Annotated in this window: 18 protein-coding genes; 4 read left to right on the forward strand and 14 right to left on the reverse strand. The window is 59.9% G+C overall.

What is annotated here, in order from left to right; all coding sequences use genetic code 11:
* Positions 1–6: 6 nt before the first annotated feature.
* A complete protein-coding gene (locus P6287_RS11970) occupies positions 7–1,512 on the reverse strand; it encodes a sugar ABC transporter ATP-binding protein (protein ID WP_101762810.1) in 1,506 nt (501 codons plus the stop codon).
* A gap of 144 nt (positions 1,513–1,656) precedes the next feature.
* On the opposite strand from P6287_RS11970, the gene P6287_RS11975 reads away from it, so the two are divergent.
* Positions 1,657–4,245 carry an ATP-binding protein gene (locus tag P6287_RS11975; protein ID WP_277973760.1) on the forward strand — a complete coding sequence of 863 codons (2,589 nt, stop codon included), beginning with the start codon at positions 1,657–1,659 and terminating at the stop codon, positions 4,243–4,245.
* Here P6287_RS11975 and phnE (P6287_RS11980) read toward each other — a convergent pair.
* The 13 genes from phnE (P6287_RS11980) to phnF form a co-directional block, all read right to left on the reverse strand.
* The gene (phnE, locus tag P6287_RS11980; RefSeq protein ID WP_210082086.1) at positions 4,199–5,083 is read right to left on the reverse strand and encodes a phosphonate ABC transporter, permease protein PhnE; all 885 of its coding nucleotides are present in this window, start codon (positions 5,081–5,083) and stop codon (positions 4,199–4,201) included. The genes P6287_RS11975 and phnE (P6287_RS11980) overlap by 47 nt on opposite strands.
* The gene (gene phnE, locus P6287_RS11985) at positions 5,080–5,943 is read right to left on the reverse strand and encodes a phosphonate ABC transporter, permease protein PhnE (RefSeq protein WP_277973761.1); all 864 of its coding nucleotides are present in this window, start codon (positions 5,941–5,943) and stop codon (positions 5,080–5,082) included. The genes phnE (P6287_RS11980) and phnE (P6287_RS11985) overlap by 4 nt, the downstream gene beginning before the upstream one ends.
* 201 nt (positions 5,944–6,144) lie before the next feature.
* Complete coding sequence (gene phnD / locus P6287_RS11990; protein WP_277973762.1) at positions 6,145–7,071, reverse strand: phosphonate ABC transporter substrate-binding protein; 927 nt, start codon at positions 7,069–7,071, stop codon at positions 6,145–6,147.
* A gap of 26 nt (positions 7,072–7,097) precedes the next feature.
* Complete coding sequence (phnC, locus tag P6287_RS11995) at positions 7,098–7,928, reverse strand: phosphonate ABC transporter ATP-binding protein (RefSeq protein ID WP_277973763.1); 831 nt, start codon at positions 7,926–7,928, stop codon at positions 7,098–7,100.
* Positions 7,929–8,008: 80 nt separating this feature from the next.
* Positions 8,009–8,557: a ribose 1,5-bisphosphokinase gene (gene phnN / locus P6287_RS12000; protein ID WP_277973764.1), complete on the reverse strand. Its 549-nt coding sequence runs from the start codon at positions 8,555–8,557 to the stop codon at positions 8,009–8,011.
* The gene (gene phnM / locus P6287_RS12005; protein WP_277973765.1) at positions 8,557–9,693 is read right to left on the reverse strand and encodes an alpha-D-ribose 1-methylphosphonate 5-triphosphate diphosphatase; all 1,137 of its coding nucleotides are present in this window, start codon (positions 9,691–9,693) and stop codon (positions 8,557–8,559) included. Before phnM ends, phnN begins: the two co-directional genes overlap by 1 nt.
* A complete protein-coding gene (phnL, locus tag P6287_RS12010) occupies positions 9,690–10,394 on the reverse strand; it encodes a phosphonate C-P lyase system protein PhnL (protein WP_225614346.1) in 705 nt (234 codons plus the stop codon). The genes phnM and phnL overlap by 4 nt, the downstream gene beginning before the upstream one ends.
* A gap of 14 nt (positions 10,395–10,408) precedes the next feature.
* Positions 10,409–11,170 carry a phosphonate C-P lyase system protein PhnK gene (gene phnK, locus P6287_RS12015; protein ID WP_110868346.1) on the reverse strand — a complete coding sequence of 254 codons (762 nt, stop codon included), beginning with the start codon at positions 11,168–11,170 and terminating at the stop codon, positions 10,409–10,411.
* Positions 11,160–12,008 (reverse strand): alpha-D-ribose 1-methylphosphonate 5-phosphate C-P-lyase PhnJ, encoded by an 849-nt coding sequence (locus P6287_RS12020; protein ID WP_192411575.1) that lies wholly within the window; start codon positions 12,006–12,008, stop codon positions 11,160–11,162. Before P6287_RS12020 ends, phnK begins: the two co-directional genes overlap by 11 nt.
* Positions 12,001–13,077, reverse strand: coding sequence for a carbon-phosphorus lyase complex subunit PhnI (locus tag P6287_RS12025; RefSeq protein ID WP_192411574.1), 1,077 nt, complete (start codon positions 13,075–13,077; stop codon positions 12,001–12,003). The genes P6287_RS12020 and P6287_RS12025 overlap by 8 nt, the downstream gene beginning before the upstream one ends.
* Entirely contained in the window at positions 13,077–13,652 is a 576-nt protein-coding gene (gene phnH / locus P6287_RS12030; protein ID WP_192411573.1) for a phosphonate C-P lyase system protein PhnH, read from the reverse strand. The genes P6287_RS12025 and phnH overlap by 1 nt, the downstream gene beginning before the upstream one ends.
* On the reverse strand, positions 13,652–14,098 hold the full coding sequence (phnG, locus tag P6287_RS12035; protein WP_101762822.1) for a phosphonate C-P lyase system protein PhnG: 447 nt from the start codon (positions 14,096–14,098) through the stop codon (positions 13,652–13,654). Before phnG ends, phnH begins: the two co-directional genes overlap by 1 nt.
* The gene (phnF, locus tag P6287_RS12040) at positions 14,095–14,811 is read right to left on the reverse strand and encodes a phosphonate metabolism transcriptional regulator PhnF (protein WP_192411572.1); all 717 of its coding nucleotides are present in this window, start codon (positions 14,809–14,811) and stop codon (positions 14,095–14,097) included. The genes phnG and phnF overlap by 4 nt, the downstream gene beginning before the upstream one ends.
* Positions 14,812–15,122: 311 nt before the next feature.
* Between phnF and P6287_RS12045 the strand changes: the two genes are divergently transcribed.
* The 3 genes from P6287_RS12045 (at position 15,123) to P6287_RS12055 (ending at position 22,698) form a co-directional block, all read left to right on the forward strand.
* Positions 15,123–17,306, forward strand: a complete 2,184-nt coding sequence (locus tag P6287_RS12045; protein WP_192411571.1) for an EAL domain-containing protein — start codon at positions 15,123–15,125, stop codon at positions 17,304–17,306.
* Positions 17,307–17,479: 173 nt separating this feature from the next.
* Complete coding sequence (locus P6287_RS12050) at positions 17,480–18,907, forward strand: Ig-like domain-containing protein (protein ID WP_192411570.1); 1,428 nt, start codon at positions 17,480–17,482, stop codon at positions 18,905–18,907.
* 353 nt (positions 18,908–19,260) lie between these two features.
* Positions 19,261–22,698, forward strand: coding sequence for an Ig-like domain-containing protein (locus tag P6287_RS12055; protein ID WP_277973766.1), 3,438 nt, complete (start codon positions 19,261–19,263; stop codon positions 22,696–22,698).
* Positions 22,699–22,773: the final 75 nt, after the last annotated feature.

Here is a 22,773-nt window from a genome sequence, read left to right on the forward strand (position 1 = left end):
CTCTCCTCAGGCCTGAACCGGCTGCGCGCCGGTGGCCAGTGTCATAATGTTTTCCTGGCTAATCTCTGCCCCACTCAACTCACCGGCGATGGCGCCTTCACGCATCACATAGACGCGGTCGCTCATGCCCACCACTTCCGGTAACTCGCTGGAGATCATTAAAATCGCCACGCCCTGCTGCGCCATCTGCTGCATCATGCGGTAGATTTCGCTCTTGGCGCCGACATCAACGCCGCGCGTCGGCTCATCAAGAATCAGGATGCGCGGCGCAATCGCCACCCAGCGTGATATCAGCAGCTTCTGCTGATTGCCGCCGGACAAGCCGCCCGCGCGCACCTGCGCATGCGGCACGCGGATGTTCAGCGCATCAATCGCCTCGCTGGCAATCTTCTGCCCTTTGCGCCGATTGAGCAGGCCGTAGCTGGCATCGCGCTCCAGCGTCGCCATCACAATGTTGTCCTGCGCCGCCAGTTCAAGGAACAAGCCCTGCTCTTTGCGGTTCTCGGTGAGAAAACCGATGCCGCGTGCGATGGCGTCGCGCGGCGAGTGAATCTGCACTTTCACGCCGTCGATCCAGATCTCACCGCCGCTCGGTTGATGCACGCCAAAAATCAGCTGCGCCAGTTCGCTGCGCCCGGCGCCGACCAGCCCCGCCAGCCCGACAATCTCGCCGGCACGTACCGACAGGCTGCTGGGACGCACTTTGTGTTTGTCGCACAGGTGATTGACGGCGAGACGGATGTCGCCGAGCGGAATATCGCGGTCTTTGTTGAACAGATCGCTGAGCGGCCGCCCGACCATCATGCGCACCAGCTCGCTGGCGTTAAGCTGCTCGCGCGTCAGGCTACCGACGTACTGCCCGTCACGCAGCACGCTCACGCGATCGGATAGCTCATACACTTCCGCCATGCGATGGCTGATGTAGATGATCGCCATACCTTCACTGCGCAGCCGTTTAATCAGCGCAAACAGCTGCTCGGTTTCACGGTTGGAGAGTGCGGCAGTCGGCTCATCCATCACCAGAATGCGGCTGTTGCGGTGCAGCGCGCGGGCGATTTCCACCTGCTGCTGCTCGGCAATACTCAGGCGGCTCACCAGATCGGTGGCGCTGAACTGCGCACCCAGGCGATCAATCACCCGCTGCGCCTCTTCCGCCATCTGGCGACGCTTCACCAGGCCTCCACGCGTGATTTCACTGCCGAGAAAGATGTTCTCCGCCACCGTCAAATTGGGTGCCAGATTGATCTCCTGATAAATCAGGGTGATGCCCGCCGCCAATGCCTCTTTTGGGCCTTTTATGACATACGGCTGGCCGTCGATAAGAATTTCCCCGCTGCTGGCGGTATAGGCGCCGGCCAGAATTTTCATCAAAGTACTTTTGCCCGCGCCGTTTTCGCCCATCAGCGCATGCACTTCACCGGGCCAGACCGTGAGATCCACGCCCTTGAGCGCATAGAAGTTGCCGAAGCGTCGGGTGATTCCCCGCATGGAGAGTATCGGTGTGGCATCCATTTACAGACTCCTGCTGGCAAAGGTTGCAGCGAGTAAAACCTGCTTAGATAAATGGAAAATGTCAGCGGCCATTCATATTTGTCATATTTCGCCCCGATCGCGCTTCTATACTCGCCAGCAGTTGAGCGGTAAGGAGTGGCAGCTATGAGTCACAGTCTGCACTGGCACGCGGGCGCGCGCAGTCGCCTGCTGCTGTTTAATCTGCTGGTGATGTCAGTGACGCTGGCGGTGAGCCTGGTCGCGATTTTTGGATTTCGCCACGCAGGTCACATTCAGGAACAGGCGCAGGCACAAACGCTGGCCGATATGAATGGCAGCCTGGCGCTGGCGCGCGACACCGCCAATGTGGCCATTGCGGCGGTGCGGTTATCGCAGGTGGTCGGCGCGCTGGAGTATCAGAGCGAATCGGCGCGCCTGCAGCAAACGCAGCGGGAACTGCAGCAGTCGCTGAGCTTGCTGGCAAGTGCGCCGCTGGCGGCGCAGCAGCCGCAGCTGCTAGCGCGTATTCGTGAGCGCAGCCAGACGCTGGAACAAACCATCAATCAGTTGCTGCGCGCCGGGCATCAGCGCCATCTGCAGCGCAACGTGATGCTGAGCGGCTTGTGGCAATCGCAGCTGTTACTCAATCGCATTGACCTGCTAACGCGCACCGATTCCCCTTCTGCCGCGCTGCGCCAGCAAACCCACAGCTTATTCAGCGTGGCGATTCAATACAGCGCGCCGCAGGCCGCAGTGCAGCAATTACCTTCGGTGCTGCGCCAGTGGCAAGCGTTAAGGCTTAACGGCGCGCTGAATACTCAGGTGCAGCGGCTGATCGCCACCAGCACGGATTTGCAGCCGGTGGCGCAGCAGCTGGAGCAGAGTGATATCGCTATTGCCTACGCTACCTATCGCATCAAAGCGCTGGTGGCGATGCTCAACGACGACATCACCCATTACGTGCAGCTGGTGGCGCAACAGAGTGACGCTCGCAGCGCGGTGACGCATGAAGAGTTGGATTCGATCATCGGCTTTATCGGCCTGTTTATGCTGCTGGCGCTGCTGATCACCGGGTACGCCGGTTACTACATTTACCGCAATCTCGGTTCGAGTCTGACCGCCATCGCCCACGCCATGACGCGGCTGGCGCAGGGTGAAAAGAGCGTCAACGTGCCGGGCCTGGCGCGGCGCGATGAGCTGGGCGATCTGGCGCGCGCCTTTAACGTGTTTGCGCGCAATACCGCCTCGCTGGCGCACACTTCGCGCCTGCTAAAAGAGAAAAGCAACCAGCTGGAATCGACCTTTCTTGCCATGCGCGACGGCTTTGCGCTGTTCGATAACAGCGGTCAGCTGGTGGTATGGAATGCGCAATATGCCGAGCTGCTCGGCATCGCACCGCGTGAACTGCATCGCGGTTTGCACTATCAGCAGCTACTCAAACGCGTCGATGTCGAGCTCAACGGAATAGCCGATGCGCAGGAAGTGCGGCTGGCGGATGGTCGCACGCTGGAGCTGCGCTTCAGCCCGGTGCCACGGCGCGGCATGGTGAATACCGTGCTGGAACGCACCACGCGCAAGGCGCTGGAGGAAGCGCTGCTGCACAGCCAGAAGATGAAAGCGGTGGGACAGCTGACCGGCGGACTGGCGCACGACTTCAATAATCTGCTGGCGGTGATCATCGGCAGCCTGGCGTTAACCGTCGATCAGCTGCCGCCCGGCACGCTCGCCAGCCGCATCGAACGCGCGCGTCAGGCCGCCGACCGTGCGGCGCAGCTGACGCAGCGCTTGCTGGCCTTCTCACGTAAGCAGGCGCTCTATCCGCGCGCGGTGTCGGTGGTGGAGCTGGTGGATAATCTGCATTCGCTGCTGCAGCACGCGCTGCTGCCCGGCCAGCAACTGGTGATCGATGCGCAGCGACCCGGCTGGCCAGCGTGGATCGATGCCGGACAGCTGGAGAACGCGCTGATCAATCTGGTGGTCAACGCGCGCGATGCCATGGCTCAGCAGAGCGGCGAAATCCGCCTGCGTATCTGGAATCAGCGTAAACAGGAAGCCGACGGCAAGCGCGATCGCGTTACCATTGAAGTGATCGATCACGGCTGCGGCATGTCGGCCGAGGTGCGTGAACAGGTGTTTGAGCCGTTCTTCACCACCAAAGCCATCGGCAGCGGCAGCGGTTTGGGCTTATCAATGGTGTATGGCTTTGTGCGGCAATCCGGCGGCCAGATTGAGCTGGAAACCGCGCCAGGACAAGGCACCACCGTGCGGCTGTTATTACCGCGCGCGCCCGAAGCGGCGCAACCGCTCAGCGTGCCGCCGCCGCTGGTACCGCAGGCCAGCAACGATCGGCTGGTGTTGGTGCTGGATGATGAACCGACGGTGCGACAAACGCTGTGCGAACATCTGCATCAACTGGGTTATCTGACGCTGGAGTGTGGCGACGGCGAAAGCGCGCTGAGGCTGCTGCGACAGACGCCGGATATCGATCTGTTAATCAGTGATTTGATGCTGCCGGGCGGCATTAACGGCGCGGATGTGATTCGCCAGGCGCAGGCGCAGTGGCCGCATCTGGCAACGGTGTTGATCAGCGGCCAGGATCTGCGCCAGACGCAGGTGACGCTGCCGCTGTGTGAGCGGCTGGCGAAACCCTGGCATCAGGCGCAGCTGGTGCAGGCGTTGGAACGCGCCTGGCAGCGCAGTGAACGGCTCAGTCGCGCGCGGCAGGCTGCCACAACGGCACCCCTTTCCCCGTGATGTAACGTTTACGCAGCTTGCTGGAGACCACATCCATGATCATCACCACCGCCACCAGAATCAGGGTCAGGAACATCACCACATCCCAGTTCCATAAACGCATGTTCTCGGCATACACCAGGCCGACGCCGCCCGCGCCAACAAAGCCCAGCACCGCTGCGGAGCGGGTGTTGGACTCAATCTGATACAGGCTGAGCGCGAGGAAGGTCGGGAACGATTGGGTGAAAATGCCGTAGCGATGTTTTTGCAGGCTGTTCGCGCCCACTGCGCTAAGGCCGCGACTCGGCGAACGCTCCACCGCTTCGTGCCCTTCGGCGTAGAGTTTGCCGAGCAGGCCGACATCCTGCATCACGATCGCCAGCACGCCGGCCAGCGGTCCCATGCCGACGGCACGCACGAAGATCAGCCCCCAAATCGCCATATCGATGCCGCGCAGCACATCCAGTACGCGACGCACCACCAGCGCAATCGGACGCATCAGCGGATCGTGCATCACGTTGCGCGCCGCCAGGAACGAGACCGGCAAGGCGATCAGTGACGCGGTCAACGTGCCGGAAAACACAATCGCCAGCGTAATCCCGACCTGCGTGAAGTAGTAAGCAAACGGCCAGTTGAGGAAATCCTGCCAGACAAACATACGCAGGAAATAGCGGCTGAGCTGCTGGCAGCCAATGAGAAAACGGCTCCACTCAATGCCAAAAAACTCGAAAAAGAACAGGTAATAGAGCGCGATGGCCAGCGCCACCAGCGCGACGCGGCGCAGATAGCGGTTTTGCGCGGCAAACAGGGCGGCATGCTCCTGCTTGAGTTTGGCGACGTCCGGCGCTAGGGCGATCATGATACGTCTCCTTCCACTACGCGGCGACGCAGCCAGCCGGACAGCGTATCCAGCAACGACACCACCACAATAATCAGCAACAGCGTGATGCTGACCTGATCGTAACGATCGAGTTTGATATTGGTCATCAGCTCTTGCCCGATACCGCCCGCGCCCACCAACCCGAGGATGGTGGAGGAACGGAAGTTGATCTCCAGACGCATAAAGCTGTAGGAGAGAAACGTTGGTTTGACCTGCGGCCAGAAGGCAAAGCGCATGCGCTGCAGTTTGCTGGCACCGCACGCCGCGAGGCCGCGCACCGGTTTATCCGAGGCGCTCTCAATCGCTTCGTAGAACAGTTTGGTCAGGCTACCGACGGTGTGCAGCGCCAGGGCGAGGAAGCCGGGAATGGCCCCAATGCCAAACGCCATCACGAACATCACCGCCCACGCCAGTTCGGGCATGGTGCGCAGGAAGGCGACAAACGCGCGGATCGCCATGCGCAGGCTGCGCGGTGTTTGGGTGTTGTCGGCGGCGAAGAACGCCAGCACGCCAGCCACCGCCACCGCTATGATGGTGGACGACAGCGCCAGCTGGAGCGTTTCCCAGATCAGCGGCAGCTGGTAGTGCAGGCGATAGCCCCAATAGGCCAGCGAACCCTCGGTTTTGCCATCGGCGAACAGCAGCGGGAGATGCAGCACCGGCAGCGTTTCGCCAATGTAATCGAAAAAGTGTGGCATCGACTGCCAGACGGTGAGCAGGTTAAATTCCGCCATCTTGCCCGCGGCCAGATAGAGCGCCAGTAACAGCAGCGACCACAGCAGCGAGTCGCGCTTTTGCTGGCGGCGGATGCGTTGGTAGTAGTGTTCGAAATCGGTCAAGGGGGGATTCCTGTTGGTTGGGAGGGTTCGTTCTGGAGGGTGCGTGCTGGATGGTGCTCGCTGTCCCCCATCCCGGCCTTCCCCCACAAGTGGGGGAAGGAGATGCTGCCACATGCGACTTCAGAGCTGCATTTTGCACCCTCTTCCTCCCCCACTTGTGGGGGAGGACCGAGGAGGGGGACAGCCAGCACCCCAACTAAATTAACCGCGCGTACCCTTCATCAAATCACGCTTCATATCGATGATATTCTGGTAATCCGCCACGGTAGCCGGGCCGATGTGCTGGGCACCGCCAACCGCTTTAACAAAGCAGCCGTGATCTTCTTTATCCAGTTTCTTGATGGTGGCCACCACTTTCGCTTTGAAGTCAGCGGGCAGATTGTTGCTCACCAGAATCGGACCGTTCGGGATCAGCGGCGACTGCCAGATAATGCGGATCTGCTTCATCAGATCCGGATGATCCATACGAATCAAACGACCAAAGGCACCCGAGGTATAACCGGTTTCGCGGTCACCAATCAGTGACGTCCAGGTCACCGCGCCGTCGAACTGGCCGTTCAGCACGCCGAGGATGTCCTGCTCGTGACCGCCGGAAAAGGTGACGCTGGAGAAGGTATTGTTGTACTTATCGTCCACCGTGCCGCCAAACTCTTTCTTGAACGCCTGGTTCGGCATCAGGAAGCCGGAAGTGGAATCCGGATCGGCCATGCCGAACGATTTGCCTTTCAGGTCTTCCAGCTTTTGGTACGGGCTGTCGGCTTTCACGATCACCACCGAGTGATAACCCTGCGAACCGTCTTTGTCGTCCACCACGATGCCCACCACATCCACTGCTTTCGGGTTCTGCAGGTAAACCGAGGCAAACGAGGCGGGCGACATGCTCAGCACCAGGTCGATTTTGTTACCCAGCAAGCCCTGAATCACGCCTGAATAGTCAGACGAGTTGCGTAGTTTGGTCTCCACCTGCAGCTCTTTATCGAAGAAATCTTTCACGCATTGGTTATCACCAATCTGCTGCGTGGCGTTCTGGCCGCCAAGAATCCCGAGGTTCAACTCTTTTGGTGCATCCGCTGCGTTTGCGCCAAATGCCATCGCAATAGTCAGTAAAGCTAAAGAAGTCAGTTTCATTCTTAGGTTTTCTCTTGCTGTGGGAGTTAGTGGAGCTGGTTAATTTCGTCGCCGTACAGCTCATGCATCAGGCCGTCGGTCAACCGGGAAGGATGTCCATCAAACAGCACTTTGCCGCGCTGAATACCGATGACGCGGGTGCAGTAGCTTTTTACCAATTCAATCGAGTGCAGGTTCACCATCACGCTGATGCCCTGCTCGCTCACCTGACGCAGCACGTCCATGATGCGCTTGGTGTTTTTCGGATCAAGTGACGCCACCGGTTCGTCCGCCAGCAAAATGCGCGGGTTCTGCATCAGCGCCCGGCAAATCGCCACGCGCTGCATCTGGCCGCCAGAGAGATTTTCCGCACGCTGCAGCGCCTGCGGCAGCATGTTCATCCACTGCAGCAGTTCGATAGCGCGGGCGCGGTCGGTTTCGGAGAAGACTTTGAAGAAGGATTTCAGCGTCGAGGTCTGGCTTAAACGACCGAGCAGCACGTTGGTCAGCACGTCGAGGCGCGGCACCAGACAGAAGTCCTGGAAGATCATGCCGCATTCGCTGCGCCACTCGCGCATCTGGCGGCTGTTCAGCGTCACCACATCGCGATCCACTTCGCCGTGGCGATTGCTGAGGATCGCGCCCTGCGAAGCGCTGATGGTGCCGTTGAGCATGTGTAACAGTGTCGATTTGCCTGCGCCTGAGCGGCCAATCACCGCCACCAGCTCGCCCGCATGTAGATCGAAGCTGACATTATCCAGCACCTGGTTGGCACCGTACGCTTTGCACAATCCCTGCACCGACAGCACTTTGTTGCCCTGCCCGCTAACGTGCGGGAAGGGATTGTCGACAACGGTTTTCAGTAATGCCTGTGCCATGTTGCACTCCATCTCTTCTGAGCTGTTGATTGCACGCTATTACGGGCAAAACGGATGAAAGCTTGATGACAGTAAAATGATTAAACGGTGACAGCGGCTGGATCGGTCAGCAACTGGCGCAGCGTTAGCAGTGTTTCGCTCAACGCACCATCATTATTCAACGCATAACAGTGCGCGGGCAGCGGTTCGGCGGCGCGCGCCAGCCGTTGCGCGATCTCCGCTTCTGTCTCGCGCCCACGCTGCCGTAAACGCGTCTCCAGCACCGCTGGCGAAACCTGTAACACCAGCGGCAGCAGCTGCGTGCCGTAATGCTGCTGCACCATCGGCAGATGCAGGCGCGAACCGTTCACCAGCACGTTCATTCCGCGCGCCAGCCACAGATCGATCTCCTCGCCCAGCCCGTAATACATGCCGTGCGCCTGCCAGCTGACGGCGAACAAACCCAGCGCCTCGCGCCGTCGAAACTCGGCTTCGCTTAGCGCCACATGGTTCTCGCCGCCCGCATCGGCGGCGCGCGTAATGTAGCGATGGGCGATCAGCAAATTCTCCGGCGGCGCTTCGCGCAGCGCGTTCAGCAGGCTGTCTTTGCCCGCGCCCGAAGGCCCGGTAAGCCAGATCAGGCGCGCCATCAGAACACCCGCTTGCCTTGCGACCAGACGTGACGAATGTGCGAATGACCATGATCGGTATGCACCAGCACTAAATCGGCACGCAGTCCTTCGACGATGCGCCCGCGATCGTGCAGGCCAATCGCCCGCGCCGGATTGCGGGTCACCAGCGCGGCCGCCTGCGGCAGCGTCAGCGTGTTGCGCTCATCGGCCACCAGCCGGAACACCGCATCGAGCAAGCTGGCGGGATAGTAGTCGGAGGAGAGAATATCCAGCAGGCCGTGACTCGCCAGTTCCGCTGCCGCCACGTTGCCGGAGTGCGAACCGCCGCGCACGATGTTGGGCGCGCCCATCAGCACCTGCATGCCGCAGTCGCGTGATGCGCGTGCCGCCTCCAGCGTGGTGGGAAATTCGGCGATGGCGCTGCCGACCGCATGCGATTCGGCAACGTGCGCCGCCGTGGCATCATCGTGGCTGGCCAGCGGAATGCCGCGCGAGCGGCACAAGCTGGCGATGGCGTTGCGGTTAGGCGTGGAGAACTCGGCGGCCAGCGCCAACTGCTCACGCTCAAACTGATCCATCTGCTCGTCGTTGAGCTGATATTTGCCCTGATAATAGGTGCGATACATCTCCAGCGAGGCGTACTGGCGCTGGCCCGGCGAGTGATCCATCAGCGACACCAGCGACAGCTCCGGGGTGTTGAGCAGCGCTTCAAACAGCGGCAGCGTGGTGTTGTGCGGCAGCTCGCAGCGCAGATGCAAATGGTGATCGGCGCGGTTAATGCCTTTGCGATTGCTGTCCTGAATCGCGTCGATCATGTTGGTGAGATTATCCAGACGATGGCCGCCATCGCGTACGTCGCCGACGCCAATCGCATCCAGCACCGTGGTGATGCCGCTGGCGGCCATCAGCGCATCGTGGCTGCTCATCGCCGAGTAGGCGGGCCAATCCACCTTCGGACGTGGCGTAAAGAACTTGTCGAGGTTATCGGTGTGCAGCTCCACCAAACCCGGCAGCAGAAAGGCGTTTTCACCATCCAGCGCGCCCGGCTGTTGGCTGACGCTGTCGCTAAAGCTGGCGATGCGCCCGTCACGGATTTCCAGCGATCCCGTTACCACTTCGTTTTCCAGCACCAGCTGGACGTTGTTGACGATCATGCTTCTGCTCCTGCTTGCATTGGCTGCATGACGTGCAGGCGATCGGCCACGCGTGCGCGCACCGCTTCGTCATGGAAAATTCCGACAATGGCGGCACCGCGGGCGCGCGCCTGTTCAATCAGTTCCACCACCGCGGCGCTGTTGGCGCTGTCGAGCGAGGCGGTAGGCTCATCCAGCAGCAGCACCGGATAGTCGGCGATAAAGCCGCGCGCGATGTTGACGCGCTGCTGCTCGCCGCCGGAGAAGGTGGACGGTGCCAGCGACCATAAACGCTCCGGCACGTTGAGGCGCGTGAGCAGCTCTTTGGCGCGCTTCTCGCAGAAGGCGCGCTCGGTGCCGCGCTCCAGCAGCGGCTGCATCACGATCTCCAGCGTCGGCACGCGCGGAATGACGCGCAAAAACTGGCTGACCCAGCCAACGGTGTGGCGGCGAATCGCCAGAATCTGGCGGGCGGGCGCGTTGGCCATGTCGATCCATTCATCCTGATGTTGCAGCCAGATGTGGCCGCTGTTGGCCTGATAGTTGCCGTACAGCGCGCGCAGCAGCGTGGATTTTCCGCTGCCGGAGCGGCCATGCAGCACCACGCATTCGCCGCCGCTGACGTCAAGATTGGCGTCCTGCAATACCGGCAGCGCGGCGCCGCTTTGGTTGTGCAGCACAAAGGTTTTGCTCAGATGCTCTACGCGCAATAAAGGTTGCATAGTGATGTCCGCCATTAGTTAAGCACCGATGAAACCAGCAGCTGGGTATACGGATGATGCGGATCGTCCAGCACCCGGTCAGTCAACCCGCTCTCCACCACGCGCCCCTGCTTCATCACCAGCAGGCGATGCGCCAGCAAACGCGCCACGCCGAGATCGTGCGTCACAATCACCACCGCCAGATTCAGCTCACGTACCAGCGTGCGCAGCAGATCCAGCAGGCGCGCCTGCACCGACACATCCAGCCCGCCGGTAGGCTCATCCATAAACACCAGCGTCGGCTGCGTCACCAGGTTGCGCGCAATCTGTAAACGCTGCTGCATGCCGCCGGAAAAGGTGGTGGGCAGATCGTCGATGCGGTTAGCGGGGATCTCCACATCCTGCAGCCAGCGCATCGCCTCTTTACGGATATCACCGTAATGCCGCTGGCCCACCGCCATCAGCCGCTCGCCGATGTTGCCGCCCGCCGTGACTTGCGGACGCAAACCATCCAGCGGATGCTGATGCACCACGCCCCATTCGGTGCGCAGCAAGCGGCGGCGATCGCTCTCGCTCAGCTGATAGAGATCCTGCGCGCGATAAAGAATGTTGCCCTGCTGCGGCGCTAAGCGTGCCGACAGGCTGCGCAGCAAGGTGGTTTTGCCCGATCCGGATTCCCCAACAATGCCTAACACTTCGCCGGGATAGAGTTCAAAACTCACCTCTTCAAACCCTTTGCCGGGCGCGTAAAGGTGCGTGAGATGGTTGACCGCAAGCAGCGGCTGTTCACTGTGCATGCTGTTGTTCCTGCTGCTGGTGGCAAAAATCGGTATCGGAGCAGACAAACATGCGCGTACCGGCGTCATCCATCACCACCTCGTCGAGGTAGCTGTGGCGCGAACCGCACAGCGCGCAGGGTCCTTCCCACTGCTGCACGCTGAACGGGTGATCGTCGAAGTCGAGGCTTTGCACTTTGGTATACGGCGGCAGCGCATAGATGCGTTTCTCACGTCCGGCACCAAACAGCTGCAGCGCCGGCATCATGTGCATTTTGGGGTTGTCGAATTTGGGGATCGGCGACGGATCCATCACGTAGCGATCGTTGACCTTCACCGGATAGGCATAGGTGGTGGCGATATGGCCGTAGCGGGCGATATCTTCATACAGTTTCACCTGCATGATGCCGTACTCCTCCAGCGCGTGCATGGTGCGGGTTTCGGTCTCGCGCGGCTCGATAAAGCGCAGCGGCTCAGGGATCGGCACCTGGAAAATCAGGATTTGATCTTCTTCCAGCGGCGTTTCCGGAATGCGGTGACGCGTCTGGATCAGCGTGGCATCACGGGTCGCTTCGGTGGTGGCCGCGCCGCTGACGCGCTGGAAGAAGCGACGAATGGATACCGCGTTGGTGGTGTCATCCGCGCCCTGATCGATCACTTTCAACACATCGGCATCGCCAATAATACTGGCGGTGATCTGAATGCCGCCGGTGCCCCAACCGTAAGGCATCGGCATTTCGCGTCCGGCAAACGGCACCTGATAACCGGGAATCGCCACCGCCTTCAGAATGGCGCGGCGGATGGTGCGTTTGGTCTGCTCATCCAGATAACCGTTGTTGTAGCCGGTTAGCTCACTCATGGTTCTGCTCCTGATGCGGTTGGCGCAGTTGTTTCAGCAGCTCAAGCTCCGCCTGGAAATCGACGTAGTGCGGCAGTTTGAGATGCGAGACAAAGCCCGCCGCTTCGACGTTGTCGGCATGCGACAGCACAAACTCTTCGTCCTGCGCCGGGCCGGCAATGCGTTCGTGGTACTCCGGGGCCTGCAGCGCGCGATCCACCAGCGCCATCGCCATCGCTTTGCGCTCGGAACGGCCAAACACCAAACCGTAACCGCGCGTAAAGTGCGGCGCGCTGTCAGTTTCGGTGGTGAAGCCGTTCACCATCTCGCATTCGGTCAGCAGGATTTCGCCAATCTCAATCTCAAAGCCCAACTCTTCCGGGCAGATTGACACGCTGAGATAACCGGTACGAATTTCACCGGCGAACGGATGGTTGCGGCCGTAGCCGCGCTGCGTCGAGTAGCCGAGCGCCAGCAGAAAACCTTCGTCGCCGCGCACCAGCTGTTGCAGCCGTGCGGCGCGCGTAGCCGGATAGCCGGGCGGTTCACGCGTGATGTCGCACGGCTCGCTGCCGTCATCCTCTTCGCGTGCCGCCAATCCTTCCGCCGTCATCATGCTGAACACGTGCGGACAGCGTTGTGGCAGCGCCTGATCGTCACGCGGCGCGGCAGGCGTTTCGCCATTCGCCAGCAGGGTGAAATCGAGCAGACGATGGCTGTAATCGTAGGTTGGGCCGAGCACCTGGCCGCCCGGCAAATCCTTGTAAACTGCTGAGATACGGCGTTCGAGGCGCATCTCATCTGTTGCCAGCGCCAGGCTATCGGCGAGACGTGGCAGCGTGGTGCGATAGGCGCGTAGCAGGAAGATCGCTTCCACCAGATCGCCGCTCGCCTGTTTAATTGCTAAAGCCGCCAGCTGCGAATCGTAGATGCCGCCTTCGGTCATCACGCGATCGACCGCTAAACCCAACTGTTGCGCCACCTGATCGCAACCCAATTCGGCGACCTCGCGATCGCCACGACGCAGATCGGCCTGTAGCTGATGGGCGCTGGCTATCGCCTTTTCGCCCCCTTTGACCGCAACGTACATCAGCACACCTCCACGTCGGTGGTGCGTGGCAGCGCCATCATCGCTTCACCGCAGGTGAAAATCAGATCCACACCTTGTGGGAACGGATGTGGGCGCTCGCGCAGATAGTGCAGAATCGCCTCCGGCAGCTGCGGCGCAACGGCGCGCGGTTCACGTAAGCCGGGACCGGACAGGCGCAGTGTTAAACCGCCGCTCAGTGACGGCACTTCCACAATCAGCGTGGTGCTTTTTTCCGGGGACATGTTGTCGCCAGAAGCAAACAGCGCCGGATCCGGATTGGCCGCCGCGTGCGTCAGCGCAAAAGGGGCATCGCGTTCATCGACAATCGGCACGCCGGTGTGGAAACGCAGGTTGCTGCGCAGCACGTCATTATCGATGCGGCCATCCAGCCACAGCGCGCTCTCCTGATCGACCAGCGTCAGCAGCACTGCCGTGGCCGCCGGCGAGAGATCGCCCCAGCCCTGTTGCAGCGGCAGCGATACCATCACGCCCGGCTCGCTCATCGCTTTGAGGATGCGGCGGAACGCACGTTGGGCATCGGCCACCGGATGGGTAAAACTTGCCAGTAAAGTCATCAGTTATCTCCGCGAACCAGCGTAAAGAAATCCACTTTGGAGCTGGCGATTTCACGCGCGCGCAGCTGTCGCTGCTCTTCACGCAGAGCCGCCAGCGGGGCAATCAATTTTTCCTGCAACAGCGCCTGGGTTTCCGGCTGTTGCAGCAGCGCATCAATCAGCGCGCAGCGTTCGGCGTGCGCTTTGTCGCGCCCCAGCACGTAGCTAAAGCCGAGCGTGCCGTCGTGCAGCTTCACCACCGCACGCGTCACCGTGGCATCGCCCATCACAAAGCGCTTACCGCTGCCGCCCATGCGCGCCTGCAGGCGGGTTAAGCCGGTTTCTGCCGGACGGATGCGTTCAAAATCAGTATTGATACGTAACGGCTGCCAGTGCGCTTCAAGCTGGCGGGCTTCACTGTGCGCCAGCACCGAGAGCCAATGCTGGCGGGCGGTTTGCTGTGTCATTCGTGCTCCAGAGTCAGTTCAATCATGTCACCACGCGTCAGGCTGACGGAGTATTCCGCTACCTGACCGTCGCTGTGTTTATTGAGGGTGCGCACACACAGCAGCGGCGACTGCAGCGCAATCTCCAGCTGCTTGCACTCTTTGGCTTGTGCACGACGCGTGCTGATGCGGGTTTGGCTGCGCGTCAGGCTCAGGCCAAGCTGTTGCTGCATATAGTCGTGCAGTGAACCGCTGTGGAACTGTTGCAGCGCCGGCCACCAGCTGAGTTGCGCCAGGAAGTGGTTAATGACGCACACCGCCACGCCATTGACGCGGCGCAGCGTGCGCAAGTGGATAACGTTGTCACCTTCGTTGACGCCCAGCGCGCTCGCCACATCACTGCTCGCCGGACGCAGCACCGCCAGCAGACGCTCGCTGGTGGGATGGCTGCCCTGCTCCATCAGGTTCTGGCTGAAGCGCGCCTGCGCATGCAGCGGATAATCGTACGGCCGCATCAGCACCAAAATCCCCACGCCGTGACGCCGTTGCAGCAGGCCTTTATTGACCAACTCATCCACCGCGCGCCGTAAGGTGTGACGATTCACCGCGTAGTGATCGGCCAGTTGCTGTTCAGAAGGCAGATAGTCGCCGCAGCGATAGCGCTCCTGCAGCGCCTGCTCAAGTTGGGCGGCAACGGCCTGATAAACAGTGGTCGGATGTCTGGATATCTCCATCACGCTCAATACCTCATTCGCATTGGTTGAGGAACGCAGCGGTCTTGCTGCGGGATGGCGATTACATTGCGCATGTCAGATGACAGCGCCGTGACGGCTCAATGACGGGCGGATGAATTTGTCTTAGGGCAGCAGAATTGCAGCGAAACGGACGGCGTTTTTAATAAATTATTTTTAACTGTTCCGTTTGTGACAGCATTCAAAAAATTAACGCTAATTTACATCACGCTTTCAGCTCCCTTACAGAATACAGCCTGCGGATGTTCTGCTAGGTTAAAGGATGAACCCTTCTTGTTAGGCCAACTTTTAAAATGATTAACGCAATAAAACTATCGGATGGTTTTCGCCGCAACTTTGTGCGTGAAGTTATTTTGCCGCTGCTGGCAATTTTGCTTCTGACCTTCGTCGGCGCGGGCGTGGGTCTGTTCTGGGGCACAGCGTTAAGCAATAACGAAGCGCGCGATCAGCAACAGCGCATGATCCAGGCTTCGTTTACCCAGAGCCTGACGGAACATCTGCGCCAGCTGCGCAGCCTGACGCGCTGGTCACCGCTGGCCGAACAGTTGGCGTCGTCGCATCCCGATCAACGCTGGCTGACGCAAAATGTCGGCGGCTGGCTGTATGACATGTTTGATCACCAGCTGGTGGTGCTGCTGGACCGCGACAACCAGCTGATTAACGTGTGGCGTAATGGCCAGGCGGTGCCGGACAAGCGTATCGGCCCTTATCTGCAGGACATGCTGAACAGTCCGCTGGTGCAAAACAGCGATGTGGTAGCCGGCCCCACCGATCACGCCGATTTCGTGCGCATCGGTCAACGCGCCGCCGCGCTGGCGGTGGGCGATATCAGCAGTACCAAACAGGCCGGGCGCTATCGTCTGGTAAGCATTAAGTTTCTCGACGATGGCTATCTGCGCAACCTCGCCGATCGCAGCCAGCTACGTCAGTTGCATTTCAGCGACAGCGAGCCAGCGGGAAAAACCAAAGCGCGCTATCTGCTGAACTCACAACAGGGTGAACCGGTCGGTTACCTCAGCTGGAATCCCGATAAGCCCGGCGCGCAGATGTTACGCACCCTCGGCCCGTCTACCTTGCTGTCGGTGATCCTGATTACCGTGCTGTGTTTGGTGATGGTGCGCCGCATCTGGACCTCGTCACTCAAGCTGTCGCAGTCGCTGCTGAAACTCGGTGCCAGTGAAGCGCAGGCGCAGCATCTGGCATTTCATGATGTGTTAACCGGTTTGCCCAATCGTTCCCTGGTGGAAGATCGCTTAACTCAGGCGCTGGCGCTGGCCGGACGCCACGATCAGCGCGTGGCGCTGCTGCTGCTGGATCTTGATCGCTTCAAAAATATCAATGATACCTACGGCCATCACGCCGGCGATGAGTTGATTATTGAGGTGGCGCGCCGCCTCAATGAGATTGTGCGCACCAGCGACACCGTGGGCCGCATTGGCGGCGACGAGTTCATCATCGTGATGCCGGATGTGGAGAATATTGGTCAGGTGCAATCGCTGGCGCAACGCATCATCAGCCGCCTGAGCGAGTCGTATCAGCTGGTGGGCAGCGAGCTGTGGGTGGGTGTCAGCATCGGTCTGGCGCTGGCGCCAAAAGACGGTATTGATCGGCTGGAGCTGATGCGCAAAGCGGATATCGCGCTTTATGACGCCAAAAACCACGGACGCGGCCAGTATCGCCAGTTCGAAAAAGTGATGGATGAATCGCTGCGCACCCGTCAGCAGATGGCGGCGGATTTGCGTCAGGCGCTGGTGAAGTTTAGTGGATTAGCGGTGTGGTATCAGCCGTTAATGGATATCAGCGGCCAGCAGGTGGTGGGCCTGGAGGCGCTGCTGCGTTGGCATCACGCCATGCGCGGCGACGTTGCACCGGGTGATTTCATCGCCATCGCCGAAGAGACCGGCATGATCATCCCGCTGGGCGAATGGGTGCTGCGCGAAGCCTGTAAAACGTCGCTCAAGCTGCCGGATATTGTGGTGGCGGTGAACGTCTCGCCGGTGCAGTTCCGCGCGGTGAATTTTGTTGAGCGCATCATCCATATCGTGCAGGAAGAAGGTGCCGATCCGCAGCGCATGGAGCTGGAGATCACCGAAGGCGTGCTGATCGAAGATGAACACGAGGCGCGCATCAGCATCATTGCACTGCGCGAAGCCGGCTTTCGGATTGCGCTGGATGATTTTGGTACTGGCTATTCAAGCCTTAATTACCTCAGCAGCTTCCCGGTGGACAAAATCAAGATTGACCGTTCGTTTACTCAGTCGCTGGGCGTGGCGCAGAACTCTACCGCGATTGTGGAATCAGTGGTGCGGCTGGGTCACGCGATGGGCTTAACGGTGACTGCCGAAGGCGTGGAAACCGAAGGCCAGAAAAACGCGCTGGCCGACGCTGGCTGCAATCAGCTGCAAGGCTATTTGTTTAGCCACGCGGTGCCGCTGGATGACATTTTAACCATGTTGCCGCCCGCTTCGCGCCCTTAACGCCGCCGCGCGGCGGCCGCAGACTGCCGCGCTTTTCTCGCTAACGCATTGAAAAGCCACATGCGCATCGGGACCATTCTCGTACCCTGATTAACGCGTTTAACCCACTCTCTCGTCTGTGCGCCTGCTAAGCAGGCGTCGATCCCTTCTTTTACTCTGTTAAGGAACCACAGATGAAACCACGCTATCCGGATTACACCCTCGACACCGACCGCGCGTCGCGTGAAAACGGTTCAACCGCCTATATCGCGCTCGATAATTCAACTTATGTGATTGAGCAAACCGCCACCAAAACCCTGAGCAGTTTCCCTGAAAGCCTCGTCAGTGACACACCGGTAAGCTACGCGCACCCGCCTTCGTCCTACGCTCACGGCGTAAAAGCGATCACCCCGGTTATTCGCTATGCATGGGATGACGTTGGACAAGAGCAAGGCATGCGCGCCAGCGGCAACCGCACCGACGATGCCGCCCCGACTCTGCGCGGCACCGGCCCAGCGAACACTTACATGGACATTATGTTCACCAACGGCAGCGTAACCCGCTACAACGGCATCACCACCGACGCTGACGGTAACTGGAGCTGGACGCCACGCGCCGATTTGGCCGACGGCACCTGGACGTTTACCGTCCAGGCCGACGGCCAGGAGACGTGGAGCAATGCGTTCACGTTGATCATCGACACTCCGGCGGCACCGGAAGCGCTGATTACCCACATCCACGATAACGTGGGCAGCGAGCAAGGTGAGCGTTTCAGCGGCAGCATCACCGATGACTCGACGCCAACCCTGCACGGCACCGGTCCGGCCAATACGCTGATCGATATCCTGTATACCGATGGCGGCAGAGTGCGCAGCAACAGCACCTTCACCGACGATGAGGGCAACTGGAGCTGGACGCCCTGGCAGAATCTGAATGACGGCTACTGGACATTCCAGGTGCAGGTTGAAGGCGCACCGAGCTGGAGCCAGAGCTTCGCGATCACCATTGATACGCCGGAAGGCCGTATCGCGCTGCGCGATGCCGAGATCACCCATATCACCGATAACGTCGGCAGCGATCAGGGCGACCGCTTCAGCGGCAGCATCACCGACGACGCGCTGCCAACCCTGCACGGCACCGGTCCGGCGAATACGCTGATCGATATTCTGTATACCGATGGCGGCAAGGTGCGCACCAACAGCACCTTCACCGACAACGAGGGCAACTGGAGCTGGACGCCCTGGCAGAATCTGAAAGACGGCTATTGGACATTCCAGGTGCAGGTGGAGGACGCACCGAGCTGGAGCCAGAGCTTCGCGATCACCATTGATACCTCGACTGATACGGCAAGCGGTGATGACGCGTTCAGCAACGGGTTAACGTCACTGAGTTTTGGCGACCTGTTGTCGGTTGTTGATAGTGACGTTTTGATTGATAACGGTAAAACGCAGTACATGCTGGACAACGACGCCAGTAACGTGGTGAAGCTGGAGGATATTTTATCCGGCAACGATATTGACGGCTGGCAACAGCAGCAAGGCACCCTCACCGTTGCAGGTGTTCAATATGATGTTTACCACTACACAGATGAGACAGAATTACTGGTGCAACACGCCGTTTAATCGGCATTAAGTGAGAGCCGTATTAACCAAGCCATGCCGCCTTTGCTGCATGGCTTTTTTGTTTTTGGGCGGCGTTAAATGAAGTGCGCGTGAGTAGGGTTTAATGCCGATCAGTTAAGCGCCGTAGCAAATCACCGTACCTTCCGTTGCGGCGCGATTCATCGCGCATGCTGACGGCCGCACCGCGCCCCGCCCCGCATGGCGCAAAACATTGCGCCGCTCCAGGAATTTTCCTCCTTTGCAGACGGTTCTTGATACGGGCCCGTTACGCGCTGCTCTACCATTCCCGCCGCTGTGCGATGTCGTGTAAACCGTAACGCACCACCTTTGACAACACATTAAGGACGATACCTATGAATGATTTACTAGCCCGCAGCCCGGTGTTCTATCGCGAAAGCGCCGACGGCAGACTGGTGTTCGGTAACAAAACCGCGCTGGAGCCCGGCGGCTTTATCGAGCTGGTGATTGGCACCGACACCTTCCGCGTCCCGGTCGACGACAAGGGCTTTTACCGCTGGGAGGCGCCGACGCCCTACGCCGACGGCGAGTACAGCTTCTCCATCCGCCACTTTGACGCCGCCGGCAACCGCAGCACGCCGACGCTCGGCACCGTGATTGTCGACACCACCGCGCCGGCCGCGCCCAAACTGATTAACCTCTACGACGACCAGGGCGCAGTGACCGGCAGCTTCGACGCCGGCAAAGCCACCGACGACAAACGCCCGACGCTGACCGGCATCGCGCAGAAAGGCAGCACCGTTTACCTGCTCAACGATAAAAATGAAAAAATCGGCAGCGCGGTAGCGGACAAGGTCACCGGCCAATGGGTGATAGAGCCATCGCAGGACCTGAACGACGGCGTTAACAGCCTGCGCCTGATGGCTGAAGAGACCTTCGGCGGCAAGCTGCGCGCTGGCGCGCCTTCACCGGCCTTTGACATTGTGATTGCCGGCGACGACGTCAGGGTCACCATCACCGACGCGCTTGACGACGCGGGCAGCTTCACCGGCTCGCTCGGCCACGGCGCGCTCACCGACGACGCCACCCCGACCCTGCGCGGCGAGGTCTCCGCCGGCAGCACCGTTATCGTCTATTACCGCCTCGCCGGCAGCCCGACCTGGGCCGGCAGCGCCACCGCCACCGTCAGCGGCGACAGCTGGAGCTGGACGCCGGGCAGCAACCTGCCGGACGGCCGCTACGAGTTCCAGGCCAGCACCGGCGAGGTCGCCTCGGTGCTGTTCGAACTGGAAATCGCCGGCACCGCCGGCATCGCCCAGCGCACCCGCATTGAGTCCGTGACGGACGACTTTGGCCCCGTTACCGGCCCGCTGGCCAGCGGCGCCATCACCGATGACGCCACGCCGACCTTCCAGGGCCGCGCGGAGGCCAACAGCCAGGTGGTGATTCGCTACACGCTGGCGGGCGGCGCGGCCGCCTCCGTCACGGTTAACGCCGACAGCACCGGCCACTGGCGCTGGACGCCGGGCACTGAACTGGCCACCGGTAAGTGGACGTTTGAGGTGAAGTCGCAGGGCCAGTCCGGCTGGAACGACAGCTTCACGCTGACCATCAACCCGGACGCCGACCGTAACGCCACCATCGACAGCGCCTGGGATGACGCGGGCCCCAACACCGGCAGCCTGAGCAGCGGCAGCAGCACCGACGACACCACGCCGACCCTGCGCGGCAGCGGCCCGGCCAACAGCACCGTTACGCTGCGCTATAAGCTGGACGGCGGCAGCTACGCCTCCACCACGATGAACGTGGACAATTCAGGCCACTGGACGTGGACGCCGTCCGCGCTCGCCAAAGGCAATTGGACCTTCGAGGTGCAGAAGGCTGGCCAGAGCGGCTGGAGCAGCTTCACGCTGACCATCGACCCGGACCTGGACCGCAACGCCACCATCGACGGCGCCTGGGATGACGCGGGTCCCAATACCGGCAGCCTGAGCAGCGGCAGCAGCACCGACGACACCACGCCTACCCTGCGCGGAAGCGGCCCAGCGAACAGCACCATCACACTGCGCTATAAAATGGGATCGGGCGAGTACGCCTCCACCACGTTGAACGTGGACAGCAGCGGCCACTGGACGTGGACGCCGTCCGCGCTGGCCAGCGGCAAGTGGACCTTTGAGGTGCAGAGGGCCGGCCAGAGCGGCTGGAGCAGCTTTACGCTGACCGTCGATCCGGCGCTGGACCTGAAGCCGAGCATCGACAGCGCCTGGGACGATGCCGGCGCGGTGACCGGCAGCCTGAACAGCGGTGACACCACCGACGACAGCACGCCGACCCTGCGCGGGCGCGGCGTGGCCGGCAGCGTGATTTATTTCCAGAGCGGTACGTGGGACGGCTCGTGGTACGACGTGGGCAGCACCGTGGTGAAAGCCGACGGCAGCTGGGAGTGGGCCTCGCCGGTGCTGAGCCACAGCAACACCTGGGAGTTCCGGGCGATGGCCAGACTGGGCGGCGCTGAGAGCGAATGGAGCGGGAAGTTTGTGCTGGAGTACAACAACCCGGCGCCGACCATTACCGACGCCTTCGATGATTTTGGTGCCGAAACCGGCAGCCTCGCCAGCGGCGATACCACCGATGACCAGACGCCAACCCTGCGCGGCACCGCGCCGGCGGACAGCGTGGTGATGATCCGGGCACAGCATGCATCGGGTGAGACAACTTACAGCGTGCAGGCGGATGCGGATGGGAAATGGAGCTGGACACCGGACAAAGCCCTGCCGAAAGGGGACTGGGATTTCCAGGTTAAGCAATCCGGAGCGGAGAATTGGGGTGAATCGTTTGAGCTGAATATTATTAAAGAATACTCAGGAAAATGGGGGGAGCTGGATTTTGAAAATATGTCAGAACGTAACCTAATACATGGGTCGAAATTAACTTTCAATGACAACTCCGATGTAGTGTTCACAGGTCATTCCGTCACTGATCCATTCGCACACGTAGTCAAAACACCTAAAAATGCACCTGATAACTGGGGTGAGCAGTGTCTATATTTTTCACGAGAGGGAGTTATGTCACTTATGGAAAATAATAGTGCAACTGGGAAATATAGTAAATTTGCCGAGTTAGAATGTGATATTTTGAATAGTACTGGTCGCGATATTAAGATTATGTTTGGTTATGAAGATCGCCCTAACCACTTGATAACTACTTTTTTTACAGTCAAGGCTGGAGAGATTTTTTTATTCAATAGCGCAGATTTTGTAGGACCTGATATCCACTTTGTGAGGTTACATTTTCAAATCCCTAATAATTATTATGGTGGGATTTATCTTGATAATATACATGCGCTAGAAGAAAATAACTATGGCTCTTTAATGGATTATGACCATTCCGGAAATGTCGTCCACTTCCTCGATGGCGTCGACGAATTAACCGATCACGCCATCACCGGCAGTGAAACCCAGGTCGATACCCTGCAATTAACCGGCAAAGATCAGCTGCTGGATTTATCTCAGCATCAGGCAGAGATTCAGTCGGTGGAGATCTTTGATATTCGCGGCAGCGGGGATAATACGCTTAAGATCGATCTTGATGCGCTGCTGCATTACGGCGAAAAAGATCTGTTTATCGAAGACGGTAAAACCCAGCTGATGGTGAACGGTGATGCCGGCGACGTGGTGCAGCTGAAAGATATTCTGCCGGAAGGCAGCGACATCAGCGAATGGCAGCATCAGCAGGGCACCGTCACGGTTGCGGGCGTGGAGTATGAGGTTTACAGCCACGGCGATGACGCGGAACTGCTGGTGCAGCAGGGGGTGAAAACCGAGCTGATTTAACGGTTAGTTCGCTGCAGGTTTGTCTGAAAAGCCACCGAAATTCGGTGGCTTTTTTTTGTTGTTTGTCAGCACGTT

The organism is Pantoea sp. X85 (genome assembly GCF_029623675.1).
Lineage (GTDB): Bacteria > Pseudomonadota > Gammaproteobacteria > Enterobacterales > Enterobacteriaceae > Pantoea > Pantoea leporis.